This is a genomic window from Caulobacter segnis (assembly GCF_019931575.1).
Taxonomy (GTDB): Bacteria; Pseudomonadota; Alphaproteobacteria; order Caulobacterales; family Caulobacteraceae; genus Caulobacter; species Caulobacter segnis_C.
Genome location: NZ_CP082923.1, coordinates 1195496 through 1221148, shown reverse-complemented (window position 1 = coordinate 1221148; position 25653 = coordinate 1195496). Strand labels below are relative to the sequence as shown.

At 69.1% G+C, this 25653-nt stretch carries 17 protein-coding genes; 8 read left to right on the top strand and 9 right to left on the bottom strand.

Translation table 11 applies throughout. The annotated features are described in order from the left end of the window. Position 1: 1 nt before the first annotated feature. Positions 2-1939, bottom strand: coding sequence for a glycoside hydrolase family 97 protein (locus K8940_RS05655; protein WP_223393630.1), 1938 nt, complete (start codon positions 1937-1939; stop codon positions 2-4). A 243-nt stretch (positions 1940-2182) separates the two neighbouring features. On the opposite strand from K8940_RS05655, the gene K8940_RS05650 reads away from it, so the two are divergent. Continuing rightward, entirely contained in the window at positions 2183-3211 is a 1029-nt protein-coding gene (locus tag K8940_RS05650) for a LacI family DNA-binding transcriptional regulator (protein ID WP_223393628.1), read from the top strand. On the opposite strand, the gene K8940_RS05645 is transcribed toward K8940_RS05650, so the two are convergent. Next, positions 3208-5241, bottom strand: a complete 2034-nt coding sequence (locus K8940_RS05645) for a TonB-dependent siderophore receptor (RefSeq protein WP_223393626.1) — start codon at positions 5239-5241, stop codon at positions 3208-3210. The genes K8940_RS05650 and K8940_RS05645 overlap by 4 nt on opposite strands. Positions 5242-5311: 70 nt before the next feature. On the opposite strand from K8940_RS05645, the gene K8940_RS05640 reads away from it, so the two are divergent. From K8940_RS05640 to K8940_RS05620, 5 genes are all read left to right on the top strand, one after another. Continuing rightward, positions 5312-6472 carry a DUF1624 domain-containing protein gene (locus K8940_RS05640; RefSeq protein WP_223393624.1) on the top strand — a complete coding sequence of 387 codons (1161 nt, stop codon included), beginning with the start codon at positions 5312-5314 and terminating at the stop codon, positions 6470-6472. Positions 6473-6566: 94 nt separating this feature from the next. Next, positions 6567-8888: a TonB-dependent receptor gene (locus K8940_RS05635; protein ID WP_223393622.1), complete on the top strand. Its 2322-nt coding sequence runs from the start codon at positions 6567-6569 to the stop codon at positions 8886-8888. After that, positions 8885-9460: a hypothetical protein gene (locus K8940_RS05630; protein WP_223393620.1), complete on the top strand. Its 576-nt coding sequence runs from the start codon at positions 8885-8887 to the stop codon at positions 9458-9460. The genes K8940_RS05635 and K8940_RS05630 overlap by 4 nt, the downstream gene beginning before the upstream one ends. Next, positions 9461-10987, top strand: coding sequence for a PepSY-associated TM helix domain-containing protein (locus K8940_RS05625; protein WP_223393618.1), 1527 nt, complete (start codon positions 9461-9463; stop codon positions 10985-10987). It abuts the gene before it with no gap. A 178-nt stretch (positions 10988-11165) separates the two neighbouring features. Next, positions 11166-12665: an MFS transporter gene (locus K8940_RS05620; protein WP_223393616.1), complete on the top strand. Its 1500-nt coding sequence runs from the start codon at positions 11166-11168 to the stop codon at positions 12663-12665. Positions 12666-12684: 19 nt separating this feature from the next. Here K8940_RS05620 and K8940_RS05615 read toward each other — a convergent pair whose 3' ends face one another. Beyond that, the gene (locus K8940_RS05615; RefSeq protein ID WP_223393613.1) at positions 12685-15891 is read right to left on the bottom strand and encodes a glycoside hydrolase family 2 TIM barrel-domain containing protein; all 3207 of its coding nucleotides are present in this window, start codon (positions 15889-15891) and stop codon (positions 12685-12687) included. 146 nt (positions 15892-16037) lie between these two features. Next, positions 16038-18824 carry a TonB-dependent receptor gene (locus K8940_RS05610; protein ID WP_223393611.1) on the bottom strand — a complete coding sequence of 929 codons (2787 nt, stop codon included), beginning with the start codon at positions 18822-18824 and terminating at the stop codon, positions 16038-16040. A 341-nt stretch (positions 18825-19165) separates the two neighbouring features. On the opposite strand from K8940_RS05610, the gene K8940_RS05605 reads away from it, so the two are divergent. Next, positions 19166-20641, top strand: coding sequence for a glycoside hydrolase (locus K8940_RS05605; protein WP_223393609.1), 1476 nt, complete (start codon positions 19166-19168; stop codon positions 20639-20641). Positions 20642-20653: 12 nt separating this feature from the next. Here K8940_RS05605 and K8940_RS05600 read toward each other — a convergent pair whose 3' ends face one another. Further along, positions 20654-21277 carry an MSMEG_1061 family FMN-dependent PPOX-type flavoprotein gene (locus K8940_RS05600; protein WP_223393607.1) on the bottom strand — a complete coding sequence of 208 codons (624 nt, stop codon included), beginning with the start codon at positions 21275-21277 and terminating at the stop codon, positions 20654-20656. A gap of 483 nt (positions 21278-21760) precedes the next feature. Between K8940_RS05600 and K8940_RS05595 the strand changes: the two genes are divergently transcribed. Beyond that, on the top strand, positions 21761-23002 hold the full coding sequence (locus K8940_RS05595) for a dipeptidase (protein WP_223393605.1): 1242 nt from the start codon (positions 21761-21763) through the stop codon (positions 23000-23002). Between the two features lie 59 nt (positions 23003-23061). Here K8940_RS05595 and K8940_RS05590 read toward each other — a convergent pair whose 3' ends face one another. From K8940_RS05590 to K8940_RS05575, 4 genes are all read right to left on the bottom strand, one after another. Beyond that, complete coding sequence (locus K8940_RS05590; RefSeq protein WP_223393603.1) at positions 23062-23523, bottom strand: DUF6644 family protein; 462 nt, start codon at positions 23521-23523, stop codon at positions 23062-23064. A 12-nt stretch (positions 23524-23535) separates the two neighbouring features. After that, a complete protein-coding gene (locus K8940_RS05585) occupies positions 23536-24027 on the bottom strand; it encodes a DUF6644 family protein (RefSeq protein WP_223393601.1) in 492 nt (163 codons plus the stop codon). Between the two features lie 40 nt (positions 24028-24067). Beyond that, positions 24068-24502, bottom strand: a complete 435-nt coding sequence (locus K8940_RS05580) for a DUF6152 family protein (protein WP_223393599.1) — start codon at positions 24500-24502, stop codon at positions 24068-24070. Positions 24503-24629: 127 nt separating this feature from the next. Further along, on the bottom strand, positions 24630-25646 hold the full coding sequence (locus K8940_RS05575) for a LysR substrate-binding domain-containing protein (protein WP_223393594.1): 1017 nt from the start codon (positions 25644-25646) through the stop codon (positions 24630-24632). Positions 25647-25653 lie beyond the last annotated feature (7 nt).

Here is a 25653-nt window from a genome sequence, read left to right as displayed (position 1 = left end):
CCTAGACCTCCGGCGCCTCGAACAGCACGGCTTGGCCGCCGCTGGGCTTGAGGTCAAGGGTCAGGATACCGCTCCCATCCAAGCGGCTCTCCGAAACGATCACCGGCGTCTGGTTGGCCTTGGCGCCGGCGTCGCCGTCGGCGAACACCCGCGCCCGGCGCGTTCCCTTGCCCAGGAAGGCCAGCGGGATCTTCAGCACGCGCGGCGCCTCGTTGGTCATCGCGCCCAGGAACCAGCGATCGCCGCTGCGCCGGGCCACGACCGCGTATTCGCCGATCTTGCCGGCCAGGGCGCGGGTCTCGTCCCAGGTGGTCGGGCACGCGTCGAACCAGGCCAGCTCCGGCCACGGCTTGCCCGCGTACTTCTCGGGCGCGTCGTACCAGTAGAGGAAGGTCAGCGGGTTGTAGTAGACGGCCGCCATGGCCAGCTGGTGGGCGTTGGTCGTCTGGTTGCGTCCGTGGGCGTAGCAGATCGTGTAGTCGATCGGTCCGGCCACCGCCCGCGTGAACGGCAGGGTGACGTTGTGGCGCGCGGTCGGGAACTGCTCGTTGCCGCGCACGCCTTCCAGGGCGACGTAGTTCGGATAGGTCCGCTCCAGTCCGGCCGGGCGCAGGTTGTCGTGCAGGTTCACCAGCAGGTGGTGCTCGCCGCACGCGCGGACCAGGTCGGTGATGAAGCGGACGTCCGACTGCCGCCCCTCCCAGACGAAGCCGAACTTGATGCCCGCGACGCCCCAGGCCTTGTAGGTGGACAGGATCGCGTCGCGCTGGCGCATGACCGGCACGCGGTCGACATAGAGGATGACCCCCAGCCCCTTCTCGCGCGCCGCCGCGACGATGGCGGGCATGTCCAGGGCGGGGATGGCGCGGGTGGCGTCGCTGGGGTCGGTGCCGTCGCCGTACCAGTGGGCGTCGAACTCGATGTAGTCCAGCTTGCGCGCGGCGGCGAAGGCGATGACGTCCATCGTTCCGGCCATGCTGTAGGGCTTGCGCACCCGAACCGCGCGGCCCGGCTTGATCCAGCTGACGTCGCCCAGGCGGTTCGGGCTGGCCAGGGTGGTGATCAGGTCGGCGCGCTCGACGAGGCCGGCTTCGTTGTCCGCGACCAGCAGCACGCGCCAGGGGCTGGCCTGGCCGACCGCGAAGTCAAAGCTCTCCTCGGGCGGCGTCTCGCCCGGGCCGGAATAGCCGTCGGCGCGACCCGGATAGCGCATCATGTGCGTCACCAGCGTCCCGCCTTGGGCGCTCAGCATGGCGCGCGGATAGTCCAGGCGATCGGACTCGGCGATCAGCACCGCCGCGCCGGGGACCAGGGCCGTCACCGGCAGGTCGGCCAGGACCTCCTTGTCCGAACTGGCGGTCAGGTCCGGATGCGGCGCCGGCCCCACGTCCGCCGGGGCGGTCCGATAATATTCGCCCTCGTCGCGGCTGGCGTACACGACGGTCCGAGGCGGCAGGACGAAGCCGGTGGCCTCGCCCTTCAGCTTCAGCGCCCCGCCGGGCGCGGCGCGCAGCACGTAGCGGACCGCGCAGCCGTGATCATAGGCCCGCGCCACCACCGCGAACCTCAAGCCCGAGACGGGCTGCACGAATTCGATCGTCAGCTCCGAACAGGCCTGGTCGTAGCGCTTGCGAATGCCGTAGGGCGGAACCCAGTCACCGCCCTCGCGGCGACGGCTGGTCCCCGCGACGTGCGCGCCCGGACCCAGGCGCTGGCCGTCGGCCGTCACCAGGCCCAACGGGCTGGCGGCCAAGACCGGCTTGCCAGCGCGCGTCACGCTCCAGGCCGGTCCCTGGGCGCCCAGCGACAGCCGCAGGCGAAGGCGGCCATCGGGCGAGATGATCTCGTGTCCCTCGCCCTTGGCCCAGGTCGGCCCCGCCAGCAGGGCCGCGCCCGCGCCGGCCAGCACACCGCGACGCGCGGGACCACGACCGTTCACGTCTTCGGATTTCGAAGAATCTGTTCCCGACACGCTCCAACCCCAACTGTTCTCGTTCGCGCCGACGACCCATGTCGGCGATTTGTGATAACGATATCAGAGCCGATTAAGACGGGCTTGGCAAGCCGTTGTCGACACGTCGAGACGATCTCGACGCGCGCGCTTGGACATCGCCCCCGTGACTTCGATACAGTGTGGGCGAGCGCGCCCCACGGGAGAGTCGCGCCAGTTGCGAGGGCGATCTTGAGCGGACAGCGGCGGCAGACGCCCACCATCCATGACGTGGCGCGCCACGCGGGCGTCTCGTCGATGACGGCCTCGCGGGTGGTCAACGACTATCCGCACGTCAGCGCCCAGGTTCGCGAGCGGGTCAATGCGGCGATCCAGACCCTGGGCTACCGCCCCAACGCCCTGGCCCGCGCCACGCGCACCGGCATCGCCCAGATCGGGCTGCTCTATTCGAACCCGAACTCGTCCAACCTCAGCAACTTCCTGATGGGCGCGTTCAAGGAGGCCAGCGCCAGCGGCAGCCAGCTCCTGATCGAGCCGACCCCGGCCCATCCGACCCCGCTGGCCGCCGTACGCAAGCTGGTCGAGGGCGGCGTGCGCGCCATCGTCCTGCCGCCGCCGCTATGCGACGACCCGGAGGTCTTCGCCTATCTCGAACAAGAGGGCGTGCCCTCGGTCAGTTTCGCCACCGCCGCCCCGCGTCCCGATAAGGCCTCGGTCTTCGTCGACGACTACGCGGGCGCGCAAATGATGACCCGGCACCTGATCGACCTGGGCCATGTCGACATCGCCTTTATCCGAGGCGACGCCCGGCACTCCACCGCCCGCCGCCGCGAGGAGGGCTTCCGCGCCACCATGGCCGAGGCGGGCCTGGCGGTTACCGACGCCTTCGTGGCCGAGGGCGACTTCACCTACCGCTCGGGCCTGGACGCCGCCCGCCGGCTGCTGGGCGCGGCCCGCCGGCCCACGGCGATCTTCGCGGCCAACGACGACATGGCCGCCGCCGTCAGCGCGGTGGCCCACGGCCTGGGCCTGGACGTGCCCAGCGAACTCAGCATCGGCGGCTTCGACGACACGCCGGTGGCCTCGACGGTGTGGCCCGAGCTGACCACCATCCGCCAGCCGATCGCCGACATGGCGGCGACGGCCGTGTCGATGGCCGCCGCCCTGGCCCGGCACGACGGCGACGAGGAGGCCCCGCGTCATGCCAACGCCGAGCTGACCCTGGTCCCCCGCGCCTCGACCGCCCCGCCGAAGGCCTAGAGCCGGGCTCGTAGCGTGGCCCGCACCGTGCGGGGCGCGCCGGGGAAGATCCACACCGGGCTGTAGCTGCTCTGGGCGTAGTGGGCGTCGAACAGGTTGTCGACGTCCAGCCGCAGGTCAAGGTTCGGGGTCAGGCCGTACTCGATCGCCGCCTTGGCCTTCCAGTACGACGGCAACCGCAGGCCGCTGCCGTCCAGCGCCCCAGCCCGATCGCCGACATAGGCCGCGCCCGCCGTCAGCGACCAGGTCGCGCCGCGTCCGGTGTCGAACCGTCCGACCGCGAAGACGCCGCCCTGATGCTCGGGCACGTCCAGCACGTCGGGCGTGGCGAAGGCGACATCGTCGGCGCGGGCGCGGGTCCAGGCGTAGTTGACCACCACCTTCCAGGCGCTGGTCAGCGCGAACGCCCCATCGAGCTCGACGCCCCGGCTGGTCAGCTTGCCGACCGGGGCCAGGAAGCTGGCGTCGACCGGGTCGTTGGCCAGGATGTTGCGCTTGTCGATGTCGAAGGCGGTGACGGCCAGGTCGACGCCAGGCCAGGCGCCCGAAACGCCCAGCTCCCAGCCCTTGCCCGCCTCGGGCGCGAAGCCCTGGCCATTCCGGCCGGTCCCCGAGTTCAGCAGGAACGAGCGCCCATAGCTGGCGTGGGCGGCCCAGGCCGAACTCAGCTGGTAGCGGGCCGCCAGGCGGTAGTCGACCGGCTGGTCCTTGGTCTCGCCGATCGCGCCGGTGCGATTGTTGCGGATCTTCTGGCGATAGGTGTCCGCCCGCAGGCCCGCGACCAGGCTGAGCCTGTCCGAGACCTCCCACAGGTCCTGGACATAGACCGTCGCCACCTTGCGGGTTTCGCGATTGTCGGTGAACGGCAGCAGCGACAGGGCCTGGCCGCCATAGACCGGATTGTCGATATCGATCGCGTAGGGAGCCGTGGCGCTGGGATTCCGGCGCAGCAGCTTCTCGCGATAGTCCATCGTGTAGCCCTTGAGGCCAAAGCCCAGGCGATGCGCGCCCACGCGGCCATTCAACTCGAGGCGGCCAGACAGGTCCTCGACCGTGTAGTCGCGCTCGCGCCTCTGGCGCCACAGCGTGCGGCCCACCAGCCGCGACTGGTCGCTGGAGAAGCCGTGCATCGAGCCCTCGCGCCAGGCCGCGCCGGCGGTCAGGGTCCAGTCGGATGACAGGCGAACCTCGCTCGTCAGTTGCTGACGCTCGTTGCGGAAGCGCGTCGTCCCGTCGCCCGGCTCTCCGTAGAAGCGCGAGCGCGGCACGGCCCGAGCGTCGCCGCTCACGGCCGGCACGCCCCGGTCGAAAGGGGCGTCGAAGGTGGTGAACTCGCCGACATAGGTGACGCGCAGAGCGTCGCTGGGCTTCCAGGTCAGGGACGGCGCCACCGCGCGGCGGTGCAGGTCGACATGGTCGCGCCAGCCGTCGCTCTTCTCGTCGGCGACCACCAGGCGCCCAGCGAAGGCCTCGCCCAGCGGCCCCGTGACGTCCAGCTCGCCCCGGCGCAGGCCGAACGAGCCAACCGTGGCCGCGACGCTGGCGGCGCGCGCGAACCGGGGCGTCTTGGAGACGATGTTGACGCGGCCCGCCGGGTCGACGTCGCCGAACAGCGCGCCGGCCGGACCTTTGAGGATCTCGATCCGTTCAGCGGTGGCTGGGTCGCGCGGCGGGGCCAGGCCCCGGTTGGCCAGGAAGCCGTCGACATAGTACTCGGCCCCGCCGTCCGGCGTGCCCAGGAAGCCCCGGATCGCGAAGTTGTCCATGAAGCCGCCGCGGTTGTTCTGCTGGCTGACCCCGCTGGTCAGCTCCAGGGCGTCGGCCAGGCGGCCCGCGCCGACCGCATCCAGCAGATCCCGCTCGACCGAGCGGCTGGACGGCGAGGTCGCCTGCGTCGCCTCCCCCGCCCCCAAGGTCAGGTCGCGCGGCGCGCCCCGACGGCCCAGAATGACGATCTCGCCCACCGCATGGGTCTCGGGCTCGGCGGCCGGCTCGGCGGGAGAAGACAGGGCCAGAAGGCACGCGCTCACGCAGCTCCAAGACAGGGGCAAGGAACAAACTCCGTTGTAATGTTATTTCATAACAGCTACGCAGTGAGCCATGCCGCTGTCAACCGCCGCCGCTTCGCCCGCCCTCGCCGGCCGCATCCGCTCGATCGACGCCCTGCGCGGCCTGGTCATGCTGCTGATGACAGTCGACCATGTGCGGGAGTTCTTCTTCATCCACGCCCAGGTCTCCGACCCGATGGATGTGGAGAAGACTGAGCCGGCCCTGTTCTTCACCCGCCTGGCCGCGCATCTCTGCGCGCCGGTGTTCGTGGCGCTGACCGGGCTGGGCGCCTGGCTGTATGGGCAGAAGCAGGGCGGCGCCGCGGCGGCGGCCGGCTTCCTGCTCAAGCGCGGCCTGTTCCTGGTCGGGCTGGAACTGACCCTGGTCAGCTTCGCCTGGACCTTCTCGCTGACACCCAAGACCATCTACCTGCAGGTCATCTGGGCGATCGGTCTGTCGATGATCGTGCTTTCGGCCCTGGTCCGCCTGCCTCGTCCGTGGCTGATCGCGGTCGGTCTCGTGATCGTGCTGGGCCACAACCTGCTGGACCCGATCACCATCGCGCCCGGCCAGCCTGGCCACGCCCTGTGGGCGGTGCTGCACGACCGGGGCTTCATCGAGCTGCCCTGGGGCGCGCGGGCCCGGACCTCGTATCCGCTACTGCCGTGGATCGGCGTGGCGGCGCTGGGGTACGCCATCGGACCTTGGTTCGTTCGCGCCTGGGAAGAGCGCCGCGAGCGCCTGCTGCTGAGCGGCGTCTTCATGCTGGCGCTGCTCTGCGTGCTGCGAACCGTGAACCTCTACGGCGAACCGCTCGCCTGGAGCGTCGGCCCCAGCGCCACCCAGACCGTCATGAGTTGGCTGAACTTCACCAAGTACCCGCCGTCCGCCGACTTCCTGCTGCTGACCCTGGGCGTCGGCGCCCTGCTGCTGGCGGCGCTGGAGAAGGCCCCCGCCCGCCTGGTCGAGATGCTGGCGGTGCTGGGCGGTGCGCCGCTGTTCTTCTACCTGATCCACCTCTACGGCCTGCACCTGCTGCAGCTGGCGGCGCGCGCCGCATTCGGTCCCAACCAGGGCGAAACCTGGGCCCTGCCCGGCGTCGGCGCGATCTGGCTGCTGGCGGTCCTGGTCGCGATCCCTTGCTGGTTCGCCTGTCGCTGGTTCGGTCCCGTCAAACGCGCCAGCCCCTGGCCGTGGATGCGCTATTTGTAGAGCGCCACGCCTCGCGATTATGCGAATGAGATTGACTCGCATAATCAAGCCAAAGTAAGCGCCCTCCCACAGGTTTTGTGGCGGGGATTGTTTGATGAAGCGGATGTTGCTGGCGGCGAGCGCGCTGGGGCTGTTTTCGGCGCACGGCGCCTGGGCGGCCGAGACCGCGCCGATGGCGGCCGAGGATCAGGTCAACGCCGTCGAGGCCGTGGTCGTCACCGGCGAGAAGAGCAATCGCGGCCTGCAGCAGACGGTCACCAGCGTCGCGGTGACCACCGCCGCCAAGATCGAACGCGAGAACATCCAGACCTTCTACGACGTGGTCGCCCGCACGGCGAACATGAGCGAGACCTACGGCAAGACCGGCTTCACGATCCGCGGCGTCAGCAGCAGCAACGTCTCGGGCGGCGGCACCGGCGGCCTGTCCACCATCTATGTCGACGGCGCGGCCCTGCCGCAGGAGGCCACCTACAGCGGCCCGCTGGAGATGTGGGACATCGGCCAGGTCGAGGTTCTGCGCGGACCGCAATCGACCCTGCAGGGCCGCAACTCCCTGGCCGGCGCGGTGATCATCACCTCGGCCAACCCGACCCAGACCTTCCAGGGCCGCGCCCGGGTCAGCATCGCCAGCGGCGACGAGCGCACCTTCGCCCTGGCCGTCAGCGGTCCGATTGTCCAGGATCAGCTGGCCTTCCGTTTGGCGGCCGAGAAGAAGGACAGCGACGGGTTCATCTACAATCCGACCCTGAAGCGGGACATCGACGCGGTCGACAACCTGTACATCCGGGGCAAGCTGCTGTTCACGCCCACCGCCCTGCCGGGCCTGCGGGCAATGCTGACCGTGGCCCACAACGATCGCGACGCGGGCTACCAGTTCACCTATTCGCGCGTCGACCGGCCCGACTACTACAAGCACCGCACCGACCTGTCGGGCGACCCCACCCGCACCAAGGCCAAGACCGACATCATCACGGCGGACGTCTCGTACGCGCTCAGCGACAAGCTGACCCTGAACGCCATCGCCTCGTTCAACACGGTCAAGACCGACGCGACCTACGACATCGACTTCCTGCCCGCACGCAGTTCGTATGGCCAGCACAACCAGGACACCGACACGACCTCTCAGGAACTGCGCCTGAACTATGAGGGCGAACGGCTGAAGGGCCTGATCGGCCTGTGGCATTCCAAGCGCGACAGCCAGGACTTCCTGGCCAGCCAGGTCAATGTCGCCTTCCCGCGCGCCACCCTGGTCAGCGTGCTGACCTCGACCCTGCTGGCCGGCGCGCCGTCGCCCACGGCCGCCCAGCAGGCCGCCGCCGCGGCCCAGGCCAACGCCTTCGCCAACCTCTACATCGCGGCCCTGCCGGTCGTGCCGGTCAGCTACGCCGGCGACCAGCCCAACCAGATCACGACCAGCGCCATCTTCGCCGACGCCAGTTTCGCCCTGACGGACAAGCTGAGCCTGCTGGGCGGCTTCCGCTACGACCACGAGAAGAACACCGTCGCCACGACCCAGGTCGCGACCTTCACAGGGACCTATCCCAGCCCGGCCGCCTTCGGCGCCTACGCGCCCTACGTGACCCAGGTGAACGCCTTCGTGGCCAACATGGTCGCCCAGGCCGGCTCCAACGCCCCCGCCGACACTCGCACCTTCAACGCCTTCCTGCCCAAGGTCGGGCTGAAGTACGCCTGGACGCCGGACATCAGCACGAGCCTGACGGCCCAGCGCGGCTACCGCTCCGGCGGCTCGACCGTGAACCAGGCGCGATCGACCGTGGTCGCCTACGATCCGGAATACACTTGGAACTACGAGGCCTCGCTGCGCACGGCCTGGCTGGACGGCAGCCTGACGGTCAACGCCAACGCCTTCTATGTCGACTGGACGGACCAGCAGGTCACGGTGAACCTGGGTCTCAACAGCTACGACTTCCAGGTCGAGAACGCCGGCAAGTCGCACCTCTACGGCTTCGAGGCCGAGGTCGCCCAGCGGGTGAACCCGCAACTGTCCTGGTACGCCTCTCTGGGCTACAGCCGGACCAAGTTCGACGACTTCACCGTCGCCAGCGGCACGGACACACGCAACCTGTCGGGCTCGGAGTTCCCCTACGCGCCGCACTGGACCCTGGCGGCCGGCGCCGACTATCGCTGGGACAACGGCTTCATCGCCCACCTGGACGGCAACTACCGCGCCAAGGCCTATTCCGAGGCAGGGATCGACCAGTCGCAGGACGGCACGGTCAAGTCGCGCCTGCTGTTCAACGGCCGCTTCGGCTACGAGCGCGAGCACTGGGGCGCGTACGTCTACGGCAAGAACCTGCTGAACGCGACCTACAGCCAGTACAGCCGCGCCGACGTCGGCGTGGCCCTGCTGAGCGAGCCGCGCATCGTCGGCCTGACCCTGGAGACCCGCTGGTGAGCGCCCTCGACAGCGCGCTGTGGGGCCTGGTCCTGGCGCCCTTGCCGCTGGCGGGGGCCTGGCTGTTGAAGCGCGCGTGGGACGCCCCCGGCCCCAACCGTCCGTGGTTCATCCTGGGCGGTTGGAGCCTGCTGGTCCTGGCCATCGCCGTCTCGGTCCCGCTGATGGGCCCGGCGCGCGGCCCGTTCGTGATCCTGGCGATCGGCTCGACCGTCGCCCTGGCCCTGGTCGCCGCCGGCGTCGAGCGCCGTGACGCCAGGAAGAAGGCCCAGCGCGAACTGGCGCCCGAGCCCTCGGACCGCCGCCGCGTGGTCTGGCGCGGCTGGCTGCGCGGCTTTCTCGCCGGTCCCCTGGCCGGGATCGCCGCCCTGGGCTGCGGCCTGGCCGTCGCCATCTGCGCGCCCGGCCAGATCCAGAGCCGCATGGTCATCGGCGGGCTGATGGTGCCCTTCCTGTGGGCCGGCGGCATGGCCTGGACCCTGTCGGACGACAAGATCCTGCGCGCCTTCGCGGTGCTGGCCGGCGTCTCGGTCGTGACCCTGGGCGCGGCCTTCCTGAAGGGAGCGCTCTAGATGGACGGCTCGACCACCGCCCCGGCGAAACCCGCCAAGGCCAGAACAGCCGGCAAGCCGATCTGGCCCAAGGTTCCCGCGGAGTTCGTCCGCGCTATGCTGGCCGGCCACTCGGCCCTGGGCCTGGCCTTCGCGGCCCTGATCTATCTGGTCTGCTTCTCGGGCTCGATCGCTGTCTTCACCTATGAGTACGGCCGCTGGGAACAGCCGTCCGGACCGGTGCTGCACCGGGTCACGCCCCAGGCCGCCGACGCGGCCTTCCGCGCGGTGCTGGCCAAGAACCCCAAGGCTCACGACCTCTTCGTGCGCCTGCCCGAGCCCTCTCACCCGCGCTTGACCGTGCATGGCGACGACGCCAAGGGGGGCGAGCACACCTGGATCGCCGACGCGAACGGCAAGCTGGTCGCCGAGGAGAAGACGCCCTGGACCGAGTTCCAGGCCCAGTTGCACACCATCCTGCATCTGCCCCGCGCCTGGGGCGGTTTCATTGTCGGCCTGACGGGGGTGGCCCTGCTGTCCTCGCTGATCTCGGGCGTGCTTTCGCATCCGCGTGTCTTCAAGGACGCCTTCGCGTTCCGGTGGGGCGGTTCCAAGCGCCTGCAGGAGGCCGATCTGCACAACCGCATCTCGGTCTGGGGCCTGCCGTTCCATCTGGTGGTCTCGCTGACCGGCGCCTTCCTGGGCCTGACCGTGATCATCGTCGGCGTGCTGGCCGTGGCCACCTTCAAGGGCGACACCAGCAAGGCCTACGCCCTGTTCCGCGGTCCGACCGTCAAGGACGATCCGCGTCCGGCCGCCAAGGTCATCGACGTGGCCGCGATCCTGACCAATCTCGAAGCCCGCTATCCGAACGCCCGCCCGAACTATCTCTTCATCGAGCACCCCGGCGAGACCGGCCAGCACGCCAGCGCCAACCTGGTCACCGAGGGCCGCCTGTCGCGCGGCGAGACGGTGGTCGTCGACGGCGCCGGCAAGATCCTGGGCGAGGTCGGCTATGAGAGCGGATCGGTCGGCATGCGCGTGTTCTCGACCATGACCCCGCTGCACTTCGGCTGGTTCGGCGGCTGGCCCGTGAAGGTCGCCTATCTGCTGCTGGGCCTGGGCCTGACGGCCGTGACCTCCAGCGGCGTCGCCATCTGGCTGGCCCGACGGCGCGACAAGGGCCGGCCGGCCCCGCGCTGGGAGCGGGTCTGGATCGCCTTCGTCTGGAGCCAACCCGTGGCCTATGCCTTCTCGGCCCTGGTGTCCCTGCTCTCGCCCACCCCGCCCGTCGTCGCGGTCTGGGGCCTGGCCACCCTGGCGGCCTGCGCCAGCGCCTTCGTCGGCTCGCCGGCCGGCATTTCGATCGCCCTGCGCCGGATCAGCGCCGGCCTGATCGCCCTGGTCGCCGTCGCCCACGCCGGCTTGCACGCCGGCCAGATGGCCGATCCGGTCGGCTGGATCGTCGACGCGGCCCTGCTGGTCACGGCCATCCTTCTGGCCGTGACCACGCTGAGACCCAGGGCCGAAGCGGCGAAGGCCGCCTAGCGACCGATCCGCGCACCGACGATCGAAAGCGCGCTTCCTCCCTACCCCAATGGCGGGCAAGGGCTTATGTGGAAAGGCCTGGGAAGGAACGCCGCCGATCGTCGAGTTGTATGCCCGTGCCTGATCGTCCGCCTTCCGCCGCCCCGCCGATCCCGATCCAGAGGGAGACCGCGCGGAGATGGTGAGGTTGCGCCGGCGCGGCCTGGCGTCGATCAATTCCGAGATCCGCGACGGCATCGTCCCCGCCGCCAGCGGCGTGACCGTCTCCCCCGAGGCGCCGGTCGCCGAAGCCCCCAAGGCCCGCTCGTACCGCCTGGTGGCGGTGATCATCGCCTGCGCCCTGTTCATGGAGCAGATGGACGCCACGGTGCTGGCGACCGCCCTGCCGACCATGGCCCGCGACTTCGGCGTCCCCGCCCCCAGCCTCAGCTCGGCCCTGACCGCCTATCTGCTGGCTCTGGCGATCTTCATCCCGGCCAGCGGCCGCATCGCCGACCGCTTCGGCGCCAAGACCGTCTTCCGCCTGGCCATCGTCATCTTTGTCGCCGGCTCGGCGCTGTGCGGCCAGGCGACCAACCTGCCGTTCCTGATCCTCGCCCGCTTCCTGCAAGGCATGGGCGGGGCGATGATGATCCCGATCGGACGCTTGGTCCTTCTGCGCTCGGTGGCGAGGCAGGACATGGTCTCGGCCACCTCGTGGCTGATCATGCCGGCCCTGATCGGCCCGATCATCGGCCCGCCGATCGGCGGCTTCATCGTCACCTATCTGGACTGGCGGTGGATCTTCTACCTGAACATCCCGATCGGCGTCCTGGGCCTGGTCCTGGTCACCCTGTTCATCGACGAGGTGCGGGGCGAAAAGCCCGCGCGGACCGACGTCGCCGGCTTCCTGCTGTCGGGCGTGTCGCTGGGCTGCCTGCTGTTCGGCTTCGAGATGACCAGCCGCAGCGGCGAACTGATCAACGCCCTGATGCTGCTCGCCGTCGGACTCGTCGCCGGCGCGCTCTACATCCGCCACGCCCGACGGCGCGAGGCGCCGATCCTGGACCTGACCCTGATGAAGGTCCCGTCGTTCCGGTTGTCGGTGATCGGCGGCTCGCTGACCCGGATCACCCAAGGCGCCCAGCCGTTCCTGCTGCCGCTGATGCTGCAGCTGGGCTTCGGCATGAGCGCGGCGGTCAGCGGCACGATCACCATCGCCGGGGCTATCGGCTCGCTGGCCATGAAGAGCCTGGCCCCGCGCCTGCTGCGGCGGTTCGGCTTCCGCGACAGCATGGTCGTCGGCGGCCTGGCGGCGACGGCCGGCTACGCCCTCTGCGGCTTCTTCCGGCCCAGCTGGCCGACGCCGCTGATCTTCCTGACCCTGATGGCCAGCGGCTTCTGCATGTCGTTTCAGTTCACCGCCTACAATACCATCGCCTATGACGAGATTCCGCCCGAACGGATGAGCGCGGCGACCAGCTTCTACGCCACCTTCCAGCAGTTGATGCTGTCGCTGGGCGTCTGCACCGGCGCCCTGGCGCTGCATGTCGGCATGCTGGCCGGCGGCCACGCCGCGCCCCGGTTGGCGGACTTCACGACCGCCTTCCTGATCGTCACGGCGATCTCGGCCTCGGCGACGATCTGGAACCGCCGCTTCGACAAGGACGCCGGCGCCGAGCTGAGCGGCCGCCGCTAGAGCGACCGCTCATTCGGGCTCACTGCGGCGGGGTCGCCTCGGCGTGGACGGCCTTGTCCGGCGTCGTGCCTTCCCCCTCGAACGGCTCCAGGCGGAAGGCCACGCGGACCGGCTCCAGCTTGGTGCGATACGCCATGTGCGGCTGGCCGACATGGTTCCAGGCCGTGTCGCCGCCCACGCCCCATTGCGCCCCGTCGACCAGCAGCGACACCTCGTCGTGCGGGACGATGTCCGTGCTCTTCCAGCTGCCCGGCGCGCGGCGATAGAGGTCCGTGTATGGGAACGCCAGGACGTTCATCATCAGCGGCGTCTCGCCCCGCACCCGCAGGCCCTTGCCCTCGCCGGAGACCTCCATCCAGCGGACGTCGACCTTGTTGCCGGTGTCCTGGGGCCGCATGTAGTCGTGGTTCTGGTCGGCGATCGACCCGCGCCACAGGCCGACCGCGGCGCTGGTCTTGCGGTCGACATAGCTCTCGTGCGGGCCACGCCCGTACCATTCCACCGTCTTGACGCTGGTCGGCAGGGTGAACCACAGGCCCACGCGCACCGGCGGCGGCAGATCGTCCTTCAATGGCGTCAGCTGGCCGGCCACGTCGACCGTCCCGTCGCCGTTCATGGTGTAGGTGGTGACGAACCGCGCCGCGCCCGCGCCCAGTTCGTGGTCGACGCTGATCCGGCCCGCCTTGGCGTCGACGGTCACCGACCGCGTCTCCCGCGTCTTGGTCATAGCCTTCCACGGCGCCTGCTGGTTGACCGTGCCCGTCAGGGTGTCGTTGTCGGTCTCGGCCCGGAAGAAGTTGGGCTGACCGCCGCTGAGCGTCGCGCCACCCACCTTGCCATAGCCGGTGACCAGGCCCGTCTTGCGGTCCAGCGTCAGGGTGGTCCCGCCGGCCGACAGGGTGACCGCGTCGCCGGCCTCCTTCAGCGCGACCGCGCCTGGAACCGCCTGGGCTGGCGCGGCGACCGGCTGGATCAGCGCGAACTGCTCCCAGCCGACGACATAGCCTTCCGGCGTCAGGGGGACCGCGCCCGCCTTGGCCTTGGCGCGAATGGTGACGAAGTACTCCGCCCCCGGCTTGCGCGAGACGCCGGCCAGCGGCAGCGTGATCGTCTGCGTCGCCCGCGCCTGGGTCGCCAGGTCCGGCAGCGCGCCAGAGGCGATCGTGACGCCGTCCTCCAGCACCGCCCACTCGAAGCTGAAGCCCGACAGGTCGCGGAAGTCGTGGCGGTTGCGCACCGTCACCGCGCCGGTCGAAGGATCGAAGCCCTCGAACTGGATCGGCGAAAGCACCTTCTGCACCTCGTAGAGATGCGGGTTCGGCGTGCGGTCAGGCTGGGTCAGGCCGTCGCCGAACTCGACGTCGCCGCCGGGGTTGGGGCCATACTCGCCGCCATCGCCCCAGTAGCGACGACCATCCTTGGCGTAGCGGTACATCGACTGGTCCACCCAGTCCCAGATGAAGCCGCCCTGCAGTTTGTCGTACTTGTAGATGGTGTCCCAGTAATCCTTGAAGTTCCCGCCGGAATTGCCCTGCATGTGGGCGTATTCGCACTGGATCATCGGCTGTGTGCGGGTCGGGTCCTGGGCCCAGTCCACCATCTTCTCGATGTCGTCGTACATCGGCGCGTAGATGTCGACGTAGCTATTAGGCTCGTGCTCCCAGTCCAGGGTGCCCCAGCCCAGGTACGAGATCAGGCGCGAGGGATCGCGCTTGCGGGCCTGGGCCGCCGCTTTCTCGAAATTGGGCCCGATGCCGGCCTCGTTGCCGAGGGACCAGAAGATCACCGAGGGGTGGTTCTTGTCGCGCTCGACCATGTTGAGCACGCGGCTGACATGCGCGCCTTCCCACGCAGGGTCGAAGCCCAGCTGCAGCTTGGGCCGCAGTTCGGGGTGCTTGTTGGCGTAGTCCATGTACGCGTGGCTCTCGATGTCGGCCTCGTCCATGACATAGAGGCCGTACTCGTCGGCCAGGGCGTACCAGAGCTCGGCGTTGGGGTAGTGAGAGGTGCGCACGGCGTTGATGTTGTTGCGCTTCATCAGTTCGATGTCGCGGCGCATCGAGGCTTCGGAGATGACGTGGAAGGTCTCCGGGTCGTGCTCGTGGCGATTGACGCCGCGGATGACGATGGGCTTGCCGTTGACGGCGACGCGGCCGTCCTTGATCTCGACGGTGCGGAAGCCGATGCGCTGCGGCGTGGCCTGCAGGACCTGGCCCTTGGCGTCGAGGACCTCGACCAGCAGGGTGTAGAGGTTGGGTGTCTCGGCGGTCCATTGGCGCACGCCGGGGACGGAGGCCGACAGGGTTTCGGTCCTGGCCGCGCCGGCGGCGACCTTGCTCTCCTTGGTGAGGACGGTCTTGTCGCCGTCCAGCAGGGTCATGCGGACGGTGACCGGCTGGTCCCTTTTCGTCAGCTGGACGTCGGTCGCCAGCACCCCGTCCTTGTAGGCCTTGTCGAGGCCGGCATGGACGAAGAGGTCGGTCAGCCGCGTCTTCGGGACCGCCTTCAGATAGACCGACCGCTCGATGCCCGAGACCCGCCAGAAGTCCTGGTCCTCCAGGTAGGACCCGTCCGACCAGCGGTGGATCTGGATGGCCACCGTGTTGGCCTTGCCCGGCGTCAGCAGGGGCGTGACATCGAACTCGCTGGGCAGCTTGGAGTCCTCTGAGTACCCCGCCTCCTGGCCGTTGACCCAGACCCGATAGGCCGAGCCGGCCGCGCCGATGTGCAGGATGACGTCCTGGCCCGACCAGCCGGCCGGGATCTCGAAGGTCCGCCGATAGGATCCGACCGGATTGGTCGCGTGCGGGATCAGCGGACGGTTGGCGGGAAACGGATAGGTGATGTTGTTGTAGCGCGGCTGGTCGTAGCCCTCGGTCTGCCACATGGCCGGGACCTTGATGGTCTTCCAGCTCGACACATCGTACTCGGGCTTTTCGAAGCCGTCCGGCACGGCGTCCGACGAGGGCGAGAAGCTGAACGACCATTGGCCGTCCAGGATCTGGTAGCGGACCGACTGGGTCGCATCCCCGGCCAGGGCCGCCGCGCGGCTTTCGAAGGCGAAGTGCGTCGCGCTGGCCGCCAGCTTGCCCCGCGCATAGACCGCCGGGTTCTCCCAGTCCGGCCGCGAGGCGTCCACCTGCACCGGCTGGACCTGCGGTCCTTCCGCGGTCGCCGCGCCCGCGACACCCAGCCAGGCCACGCCGGCCAACAAAACCTTCTTCATACGCACCCTCCCGCCGGGTCGCGCCCGGTCGATTAATCAGACAATTGGAACGGGGCCGGCGTCAACGTCTTTGCCGCGCGATCGAGGCGCCCGACAAAAAGACGCCGGCGTGGCGGCGAGCGCCACGCCGGCTAGCAGGGGAGGCGCTAGTAGGTCACGCGCAGGGCGAGACCGAACCGTCGATCGTTCAGCTGGTACTGCAGCGGCGCGGCGGGCGTGCCGATGTAGAGGACGTTCATGCGGTTGTTGATGTTCACGACATCGAACGACACGGCGATGTGCTCGTTGACGTCGTAGCTGATCGAAGCGTCCAGCGAGGCGTAGGGCTTGGCGTATTGCGGGATGCCATTGGCGCCGCTGCCCGTCGTCTGGTCCAGATAGGCCGAGCGCCAGTTGTAGGCGACGCGGGCGCTGATCGGACCCTTCTCGTAGAGACCCACGAGGTTGTAGCTGTTCTTGGACAGCTTCTCGAGCGGCACCTGCTGGGGCGTGTTCGAGCCGGCCGTCGCGAACGGGTTGGTCACGCTGCTGTCGACATAGGTGTAGTTGGCCTGCAGGCCCAGGCCGCTCAGCAGGCCCGGCAGGAAGTCGAAGAACTGCTGGTAGCCCAGCTCGATCCCCTTGACCGTGCCCTTGCCCGAATTGACCACCGTGCTGACGTCGTAGACGACGCCGTTATAGCTCCCCGTCACGGTGCCGCCGGCCAGGAAGCCGTCGACCTTCTTGTAGAACGCGCCCGCCGTCAGCGAGCCGGTGCTGGAGAAGTACCACTCGGCCGTCAGATCGTAGTTGTCCGACTCGATCGGATGCAGGGCCGGGTTGCCCGAGCTGGCGCTGGGATGGCCGGTGACCGGGTTCACCTGGTTGGGGTTGTTCAAGGTCAGGTTGGTCGACAGCTGGTCGAAGTTCGGTCGGGCCAGGCCCTTCGAATAGGCCAGGCGCGCCTGCAGGGTGTCGGTCAGCTTGGCCCGCAGGTTGAAGCTGGGCAGGACCCGCGTGTAGCTGTTGTCGACGTCGATTGGAGCGGAGGTGCCGTCCGCGTTGAACTGGGTGCCGGTCGAGGTGGCCTGGGTCTTGATCACCCGCACGCCAAGCCCGCCGTCGATGGCCACGCCGCCGATCTCCGCGTCGTAGTCGGCGACCGCCCAGCCGGTGTAGGTCTTCTCGGTCTGGTGGTTCAGGTCGCCCGGCGCGAAGCTGTCCTTGGTCGTCGCGCCCAGAAGGGCGTAGAGCGCCTTGGTCTGGGCCCAGACACCATCGCCCGCCGGGAAGGCCGGATAGAGCAGTCCACCCTTGATCGTGTTGCCGTCGAACCAGTCCTTGGACGGGCCCTTCATGGCCAACTGCGGGTGGGCCGACAGCGGCACCAGCGGCGTGCCGGCCGGGGCCGAGCAGTTCGGGTCCGCGCCCAGCGCCGTGATGCAGACGCCATGCCAGGTGCCCCGCAGGTCGATGCTGTTGTCGGAATAGCGCGCGCCGCCGCGCAGCTTGTCGAAGAGCCCCCCCTCGAAGTCGTATTCGAAGTCGCCGGCGAGGGCGAAGGTCTCGGCGTCGTTCCGTTGCAAGGAGTCGGCGACGTAAGGCGTGGTGTAGTTGGCCGGGTTGCTCAGCAGGGTCGGGGCGCGGACCTCCCACTTGGGGTACTTACCCGTCAGGTCGAAGTCGACGATCGTCTTGTGCGGCGTGGTCAGGCCTGTCTGGCCGGCCTGGGTGTACAGCGACAGGACGTGACCGTTGCGGTCGGCGTTGTAGTACGACTTCAGGTACTGGGCGTCGAAGTTGGTCTTCAGCCTATCGCTGACCCGCCAGGCGGCTTTCAGGGTGAAGTTCTGGCTCTGGCTCCACAGCTGCTGGTCGTAGCGGCCGGTCTCGAAGGTCTGGTTCTGCAGCGAGCCCTTGGTGGCGTAGCCCTCGTCGTTGAAGGTGAAGGCCGCGCCCGGCAGCGGGTCGGTGCCGTAGCTGGTCACCACGCCCGCCGCGTTCCGCACGTTCGAGCGGTTGTTGTAGTCGTAGTAGTAGGCCCCGGTCCGATTGAACCAGTACTTGGTGCGCTGATACTGGGCGGTGATCAGCAGGTCGTCGCTGGGCTTCCACTGGAAGGCCGTGGCGATGCCCAGGCGCTTGCGGTCGCCGCTGTCGTCGTAGATCTCGAAGCCGTAGGGGATCTGGGCGTTGGTCGGGGCGTTGGCGATCGAGCCGGCCGCCACTGTGTCGAAAGGCCCCGCCAGCAGGCCGTCCTGGCGATAGTGGCTCTTGCTGAGCACCGCGTTGACCAGGAAGCCCATCTCGCCGGCCGAGGTGTCCCAGCGATTGCTGTAGAGGCCCGAGATCGAACCGCCGTCCTTGCCGACGCGGTCGTAGTAGTTGCCGCGCAGGGTGGCGCTGAGCACGCGGCCGGCCGCATCGAAAGGCTTGCGGGTGCGCAGATTCACCGCGCCGCCGACACCGCCCTCGATGATGTTGGCCGGGGCGTTCTTGTAGACGTCGATGCCCGACAGCAGCTCCGGCGGCACGCCCTCCAGGTCGAAGGCTCGCCCGCCCGAGGCCGAGTAGACGGCGCGGCCGTCGAGGAAGTTCTGAACCTGGGTAAGGCCGCGCACCGTGACGGCTGGCTGGGTGCGGTGATCGAAGTCGGTCGCGCCCTCGCCGTAGCGGCGCTGAATCTGCACGCCGGTGATGCGCTGCAGCGCCTCGGTGGTGTTGGCGTCGGGCAGCTTGCCGATGTCCTGAGCCTGGACCGAATCGACGATCTGGTCGGCGCTGCGCTTGATCGCCTGGGCCGATCGCAGGCTTTCGCGCACACCCGTGACCACCACTTCCGCGACCGCCGTATCGTCCTGAGCGGCTCCCACCGTCTGGGCGCCGGCTGGCGCGGCCAGTCCCAGCGCCAAGACCGACGCGCTCAGCATCAATCCCACGTGCATGGCCTTCATGAACTTCCTCCTGGCGTTATGTTTTTTCCGACCGCGCCTCTTGGTGGAACGCGATTTCATGTCTGACATATTACGCTGCCATTTATCATACAAGTATGATCTCCTGAGGTCGTCGCGGAAGGCGCGTGGAGACGCCAAGCTCGACCACAGGTTCAGAGCGAAACGATGGAGAGCCCAGGATGTGGGAAATTTCGGCTAAATCTCCGTTTTCACGGGCATTTCTCCCGCTAGAGGCGAATAGCCCAAGACCGCGTGACCGCCACCGATCAGACCGAAATTTGTTTCAGCGTCGAAATGCATTGTCGGACAAATGTGAGCGCTAACAGATGCGAAAGGACCACATGACCAAGCCCGCCACCCCCTTCGCGCCGTCACGACGCGCCCTTCTGGCCGCCGGCGTGAGTTGGGCGGCTCTCCCCGCCCTCTCGCGCGCCGAAGAGCCGAGTGTCTCGATCACCCTGCGTCCGGACCTGTCGCGCGCCTCGACGGTGTTCGAGGGCTGGGGCACGGCCCTGGCCTGGTTCGCCAACGTCACCGGCGGCTGGCCCGACGCCGAGCGCGAGCGTCTGGCCGACCTGCTCTATGGCGCCGAGGGCCTGGCCTGGACCATCGCCCGCTACAACATCGGCGGCGGCGACCGTCCCGGCGTCGAACCGTATCTGCGCCCCGGCGCGGCTGTCCCCGGCTTCTGGCGCCAGCCGGAGAGAACGACCGGAACCGATTGGTGGAGGCCCGATCAGGAGGCGATGTGGGACTGGTCGGCCGACGCCAATCAGCGCTGGTGGCTGGACGCCATCAAGGCCCGCGTGCGCGCCCCGATTCTGGAGGCGTTCTCCAACTCCCCGCCCTGGTTCATGACGGTCAGCGGCAAGGTCTCCGGGGCCGAGAACGGCGCGGACGATAACCTGCGTCCCGGTCAGGAAGGATCGTTCGCCGCCTATCTGGCCCGCGTCGTCGACGAGCTGCAACGCCGGCACCGGATCGCCTTCCGCACCCTGTCGCCGGTCAACGAGCCCAACACCGACTACTGGCGCGCGGCCAACACCCAGGAAGGCGCGCACTGGAGCCCCGAGCGCCAGGGCGCGATGATCCTGGCCGCCGACGCCGCCCTGAAGGCCCGGGGCCTGTCGACCGTGGTCAGCGCGCCGGACGAGACCAATTCCCACCTCTTCCTGGCCGACTGGGCCGCCTATCCGGCCAAGGTCCGCGCGGCGATCGGCCAGTTGAACGTCCACAGCTACGGCGTGGTCAACCAGACCGGGGTGCGCGACGCCGCCCGCGCGGCGGGGATCCGGCTGTGGATGTCCGAGAACGACACGCCGCTGGACAAGGATCCGGAGGACTTCGAGGGCATGGCGTCGGCCCTGGCCCTGGCCGAACACATCGTGCTGGACCTCAAGCGGCTGGAGCCTTCCGCCTGGGTGTTCTGGCAGGCGCTGGAGACCCTGAGCGCCCGCGACGGCAAGAAGGGCTCGAACTGGGGCCTGATCAAGGTCGACTTCCGCGCCCCGCCGGAGGGGCCCCACGCGATCCAAGTCACCCGCAAATACTGGGTGATGGCGCAGTTCAGCCGCTTCATCCGCCCAGGCTATCGGCTGGTCCCGGTCGATGATCTCGACACCGTCGGCGCCCTGTCGCCCGACAGCCGGGAGCTGGTGCTGGTCCACGTCAATGGCGGGCTGTCGCCGCGCCGCCTGGCGCCGCCGAGCGGATGGACGGAGCGGATGGTCGTCACCGACATCCGCCGGCGCGCCGAGCCGCTCGAGGGCCTGGTCGTCCCGCCCCGCGCGGTGGCGACCCTGGTCCTGAAGCGCTGAACGGCGACGCGGTCAGTACAGGTTCTTCTTGGCGTCCTGCTCCAGCGCGAAGTCGATCATCTTGGCCGGAATCGGCAGCGAGAACTGGTCCTTGGCGATCTGGCCCAGGGTCGGGAACGCGCCCTTGGGCAGGCGCTTGTCGGGGTTCCACAGGTCGGACCGGCGCAACGCCTTCGAGCAGTGGAAATAGACCTCGCGGATCTCGACCAGCACCACCGAGCGCGGCCGCTTCTTCTCGTGCGTGAAGCGGGCCATCAGGTCCTCGCGCGTCGTCACCCGCGCCAGGCCGTTCAGCCGCAGCACCTCCTCGACGCCGGGGATGAAGAACACCATGCCCACGCCCGGCTCGCGCACGATGTTGCTCAGCGTGTCGAGGCGGTTGTTGCCAGGCCGGTCGGGGAAGGCCAGCTCCGTATCGCCTAGGGCTTGGACGAAGCCCGCCTCCCCACCCCGGGGACTGACGTCGCCCATGCCGTCGGGGCGGGTCGAGCCGATGCAGAAGAACGGCGACAGCTCCAGGAAGCGCCGGCTGTGGCGGTCCAGCCTGGGCAGGGCCTTGTCCACCACCGCCTTGGCCGGCTGGGCATAGATCGTCCGCAGCCCCGTGGCGTCATCGATGAAGTTGGGTGCGGTCATGGCCGAGCTCCTTGCTCGCCCACAATTACTGCGACTCATTCTCATTTACAACAAGGAGATTGGCGCCGATCCGCTCCGCTGGACGCGCCCTCAGAAAATCTGCCTCGACCAATTCCTACTGAATAAATAGGATTTCCAAGTGACGTCTTCCTCCCCTTAGACGTCGCCAACCTTCGCGCGGCCCCCGCCGGGCCAGCGCGGCGTCTCCGGCGCGACCTGCCCGTTCGCGCCGGAGACGCACCGGCCTTTCCAACCTCCGATCGATAGCGACCCGGCCACGCCTTCGCGCCTGGTTCGGCGACATGACGGTTGGGCATATGCTTATGCCCACACCTCCGGCCTGCCCGCTGAATTCATTGACCTTTCCAAGCCCTGGCAGGGCGACTGGGCCGTGCTTCAGCCAAACTGCGTTCAAGACGGACAAGGGGCGCGGCTTCGTGGCCGCCTGCCGCCGCCAAGGCGGCGCGTGGAGCTCCAAGTCCTATGTCCAAGTCCCTTTTCACCACGTCAGCGCTGGTCGCGCTGCTCTGCGCCGCGCCCGCCCTGGCCCAGGCGCCCGACGCCCTGGCCGTCCACAAGCGCGCCCTGGTGCTCGACAGCCACGCCGACATCCCCGCCGACTTCGGCCAGGGCGCACACGACGCGGCCAATGACGGCGACACCCAGGTCGACCTGCCCAAGCTGGAGCGCGGCCAGGTCGACGCCGCGGTGCTGGCGGTGTTCACCCCGCAGGGCCCGCGTACGCCCGAGGGTTACGCCAAGGCCCGCGCCGAGACCGACGCCAAGCTGGCGGCGATCAAGGCCGTCGCCCAGCGCTATCCGGATCGCGCCCAGCTGGCTCTCAGCGCCGCTGACGTCGAGGCCGCCGCCAAGGCCGGCCGCCGCGCCCTGATCGTCGGCTTTCTGAACGCCTATCCGTTCGGCCCGTCGCTGGATCCGATCGACCAGTACTACGCCGCCGGAGTGCGGACCTTCGGCTTCGTCCACGCCGGCAACAACGACTACGCCGACAGCTCGCGCCCCAGCGGCCAGCCCAAGGTCGAGTGGAACGGTCTGTCGCCGCTGGGCAAGGCCGCCGTGCCCAAGCTGAACCGCCTGGGCGTGATCATCGACGTCTCGCAGCTGACGCCCGATGGCGTCTCCCAGGTGCTGGCCCTGAGCAAGGCCCCGGTGATCGCCAGCCACTCGGGCGTAAAGGGCGTGATCGACGCGCCGCGCAATCTGTCCGACGCCGAGTTGGACGCCATCAAGGCCAAGGATGGCGTGGTGCAGATCGTCGCCTTCTCGTCCTACCTGGTGAAGCCGGGTCCGGACTATGTCGCGGCCGTCGCGGCGGTGCGCCAGCGCTATGGCCTGCCCGCCGCCTTCGTCCGCGCGGCCGACGGGACCGAGACCCTGCCGGAAGACAAGCGCAAGCCGTATCACGACGAGAGCGTGGCCCTGTATCCCAAGGCCTCGGTGAAGGACCTCGTCGACTCGATCGACTACGCGGTCAAGCGGATCGGCGTCGACCATGTCGGCATCGCCTCGGACTTCAACCACGGCGGCGGCGTCGTCGGCTGGAGCAACGAGGGCGAGGCGGCCAACGTCACCGCCGAACTGGTCAGGCGCGGCTACAGCGAAGCCGACATCGACAAGCTGTGGGGCGGCAACTTCCTGCGGGTCTTCCGCCAGGTCGAGACGGTGGGCGCCGCGTTGCGCAAGCATCCGGCCGCCGCCGAATAGATATGAAAAAGCGCTCCCGGACCCGGTCCGGGAGCGCCTCGACGCCGGGCCTTACCCCCTCAGATCAGACCCAGCCATCGTCCCAGGACGATCACCGAAAACCAGAGCGCCAGCGAGGCCGCGGCCAGGCTCTTGGCCAGGGCTTGACGGTCGCGTCCCAGCGCCCAGTAGACGCCGACCTGCACGGCGATGGCCGCCGCCAGGGCCGCCAGCTTCACCGGAAAGATCGCGTTCGTATAGTACTTGAGAGGCCCGGCCGCGACCAGCAGCACGCCGGAGACCACGATCGCGCCCAGAGCCGACAGCAACACCGGATTGAGGCTCCTGGCCACCTCGGCCGGCGCGGCCTGGCGGAAGACGACCCGCAGGCTGGCCAGGTCGACGATCAGCACCGTCCCCGCCAGCACGGCCAGCGAGATCAGATGCAGGGTCTCGGTCGCGGCGAAGGCGGCGGTGGACTTGGCCAGGAAGACGCCGGGCGGGGTCTGGCCCAGCCAGACGAACAGGGGTTCCAGGGACATTGTCTTCCGGCCTCAGTAGTAGGCGATGTAGCGGCCGGCCGCGATGACCAGGGCCCACAGCAGCAGCGACGCGGCCGCCGAGGCCCTGGCGCTGATCGGCGGCGCAACGGTCTCGCTCCAGCCCTCGATGGTCTTGCGGGTGGTCGTGTGGAACACGATCACGTTCAGGCCGGCGATCAGCAGCAGCACGAACTTCAGCTGCAGGAAGGTGTTGCCCCAGATCTTCTCGGACTGGGCGGCGAACAGGGCCGCGCCGCTGAGCACGGCCAGGGCGAAGCCGACCCAGGTGATCGGCAGCACGTCGGCGACGGTGCGCGCGGGCCGCTGGCGGCGCAGCACGACGCCCAGCACGTTCAGGTCAACCAAGGCGATGGTGCCGGCCATGGCCGCCACGCCCAGGACGTGGATCGTCTGGATCACCGGGAAGGCGTACTCGGACTCGCGCAGAGCGGTCGGCAGCGGCGACTCGTAGAGCGCGTGGATCGCGTTCGAAAGAATGGACATGGGCATGGCGGCCGACGCCAGAGCGCCGGCCTTGGACCGATCAACCGGCCTTGCCCGCGGGGGCGGCGGTCGGGTCGCCCGGGCCGCCGTCGCCCGGCGTGCCGCCGTTGACCACCCGGCCGTCCGGCAGGGTCACGCGGCGGGCGTCGACGATCTTGGCGCCGCTCTTGGCCAGGTAGCCGTCGACGATCAGGGTGTCGCCCAGCTTGATGTCGCCCTTCTTGAAGCCGCGACGCGACAGGGCCCCGGGACCCGCGCCCTCGCAGGCCCAGTTGACCAGTTCGCCGCGGCCGTTCTTCACTTCGACGTAGAAGTACGAGTGCGGGTTGGTCCACTCGATCTTGGTCAGCTTGCCGACCAGGCGCACGGGCTTGGCGGAGTCGAACATCGCCGAGAAAGAGTGGTGGGCCTGAGCCGGAACCGCCAGGGCCAAAGCGATCGCCCCCGCGATCCCCAAACCGATACGAACCTTCATCGTCTGACGCTCCTAATAGACCTCGACGCCGCGCCTCCGCGCGCCACGCCCCAGGGCGGTCATAGGCCGCCCGAAAGGCCGCCCTTAATGGCGGCTGGTTATATGCTTATGCGTCGCCATGCCGGGCTCAGCAGCCGACCAGGACGCGGCGGATCGGCGACTGGACCAGCGACGGCGTGGGCCGCTCGCGCAGCATCCGCCAGGTCGGCGCCAGGGACTGCGCGGGCCGGTAGCCCGAGCGCACCAGCCGCTGCAGGTCACGCGCCCGCAGGTGCGGCGCCAGCAGGGTCAGGAAGTCCACCACATAGTCGCGCAGCACCCGGTCGCGGCGCAGCACCGCCCAGGTGGTGCAGGCCGGGAACAGACCGTCGATGTCGATCGTGACCAGGTCGCTCGGCGCCCCCGCCAGCGCCATCTCGGCGACGATGCCGACGCCCAGGCCCGAGCGGACATAGGTCTTGATCACCTCAGAGTCCTGGGTGGCGTAGGCGAACTGCGGCGACACACCTTCGGCCTCGAACGCCTTCACCAGACTGGAATCCTGGTCCGCGCCGTAGGCGATCAGCGGATGCTCGGCCAGGTCGGCCAGGGTGACCGGCCGTCCCAGGCGCGTCAGGGCGTGGCCCGACGGCGCCAGGCCCACGCGCCGCCAGCGGTACAGCGGCAGGGCGAACTCGGCCGGGGCCAGGTCGTCGGCGGCGCTGACGATGGCCAGGTCGTGCTCGCCCTGGTCCAGGCGGCGCATGGCTCGGTCCTGGGTCAGGCTGAGATGGACGTTCACGTCCGGATAGCGCTCGCGCAAGCCCTTCAGGGCCGACGGCAGCACGAACTGGGCCTGGGTCTGGGTGGTCAGCAGACGCAGCTCGCCGCTGGCCTCGCGGCGGTGATTGTCGGCCAGGGCGCGGATGTTGCCGACCTCGGCCAGGATCTGCCGCGCGCTCTCGACCACCTCCTCGCCGACCGGCGAAAGGCGGTCCAGGCTCTTGCCCTTGCGCACGAAGATCTGGAAGCCGAGCTCCTCCTCCAGCAGCTTCAGCTGCTTGGACAGGCCCGGCTGGGTGGCGTTCACGCGGTCGGCCGCCAGCGAGATGTTCAGCCCCGCCTCGAGGATGGCCACCAGATAGCGAAGTTGCGTCAAGGTCATCGCCGGC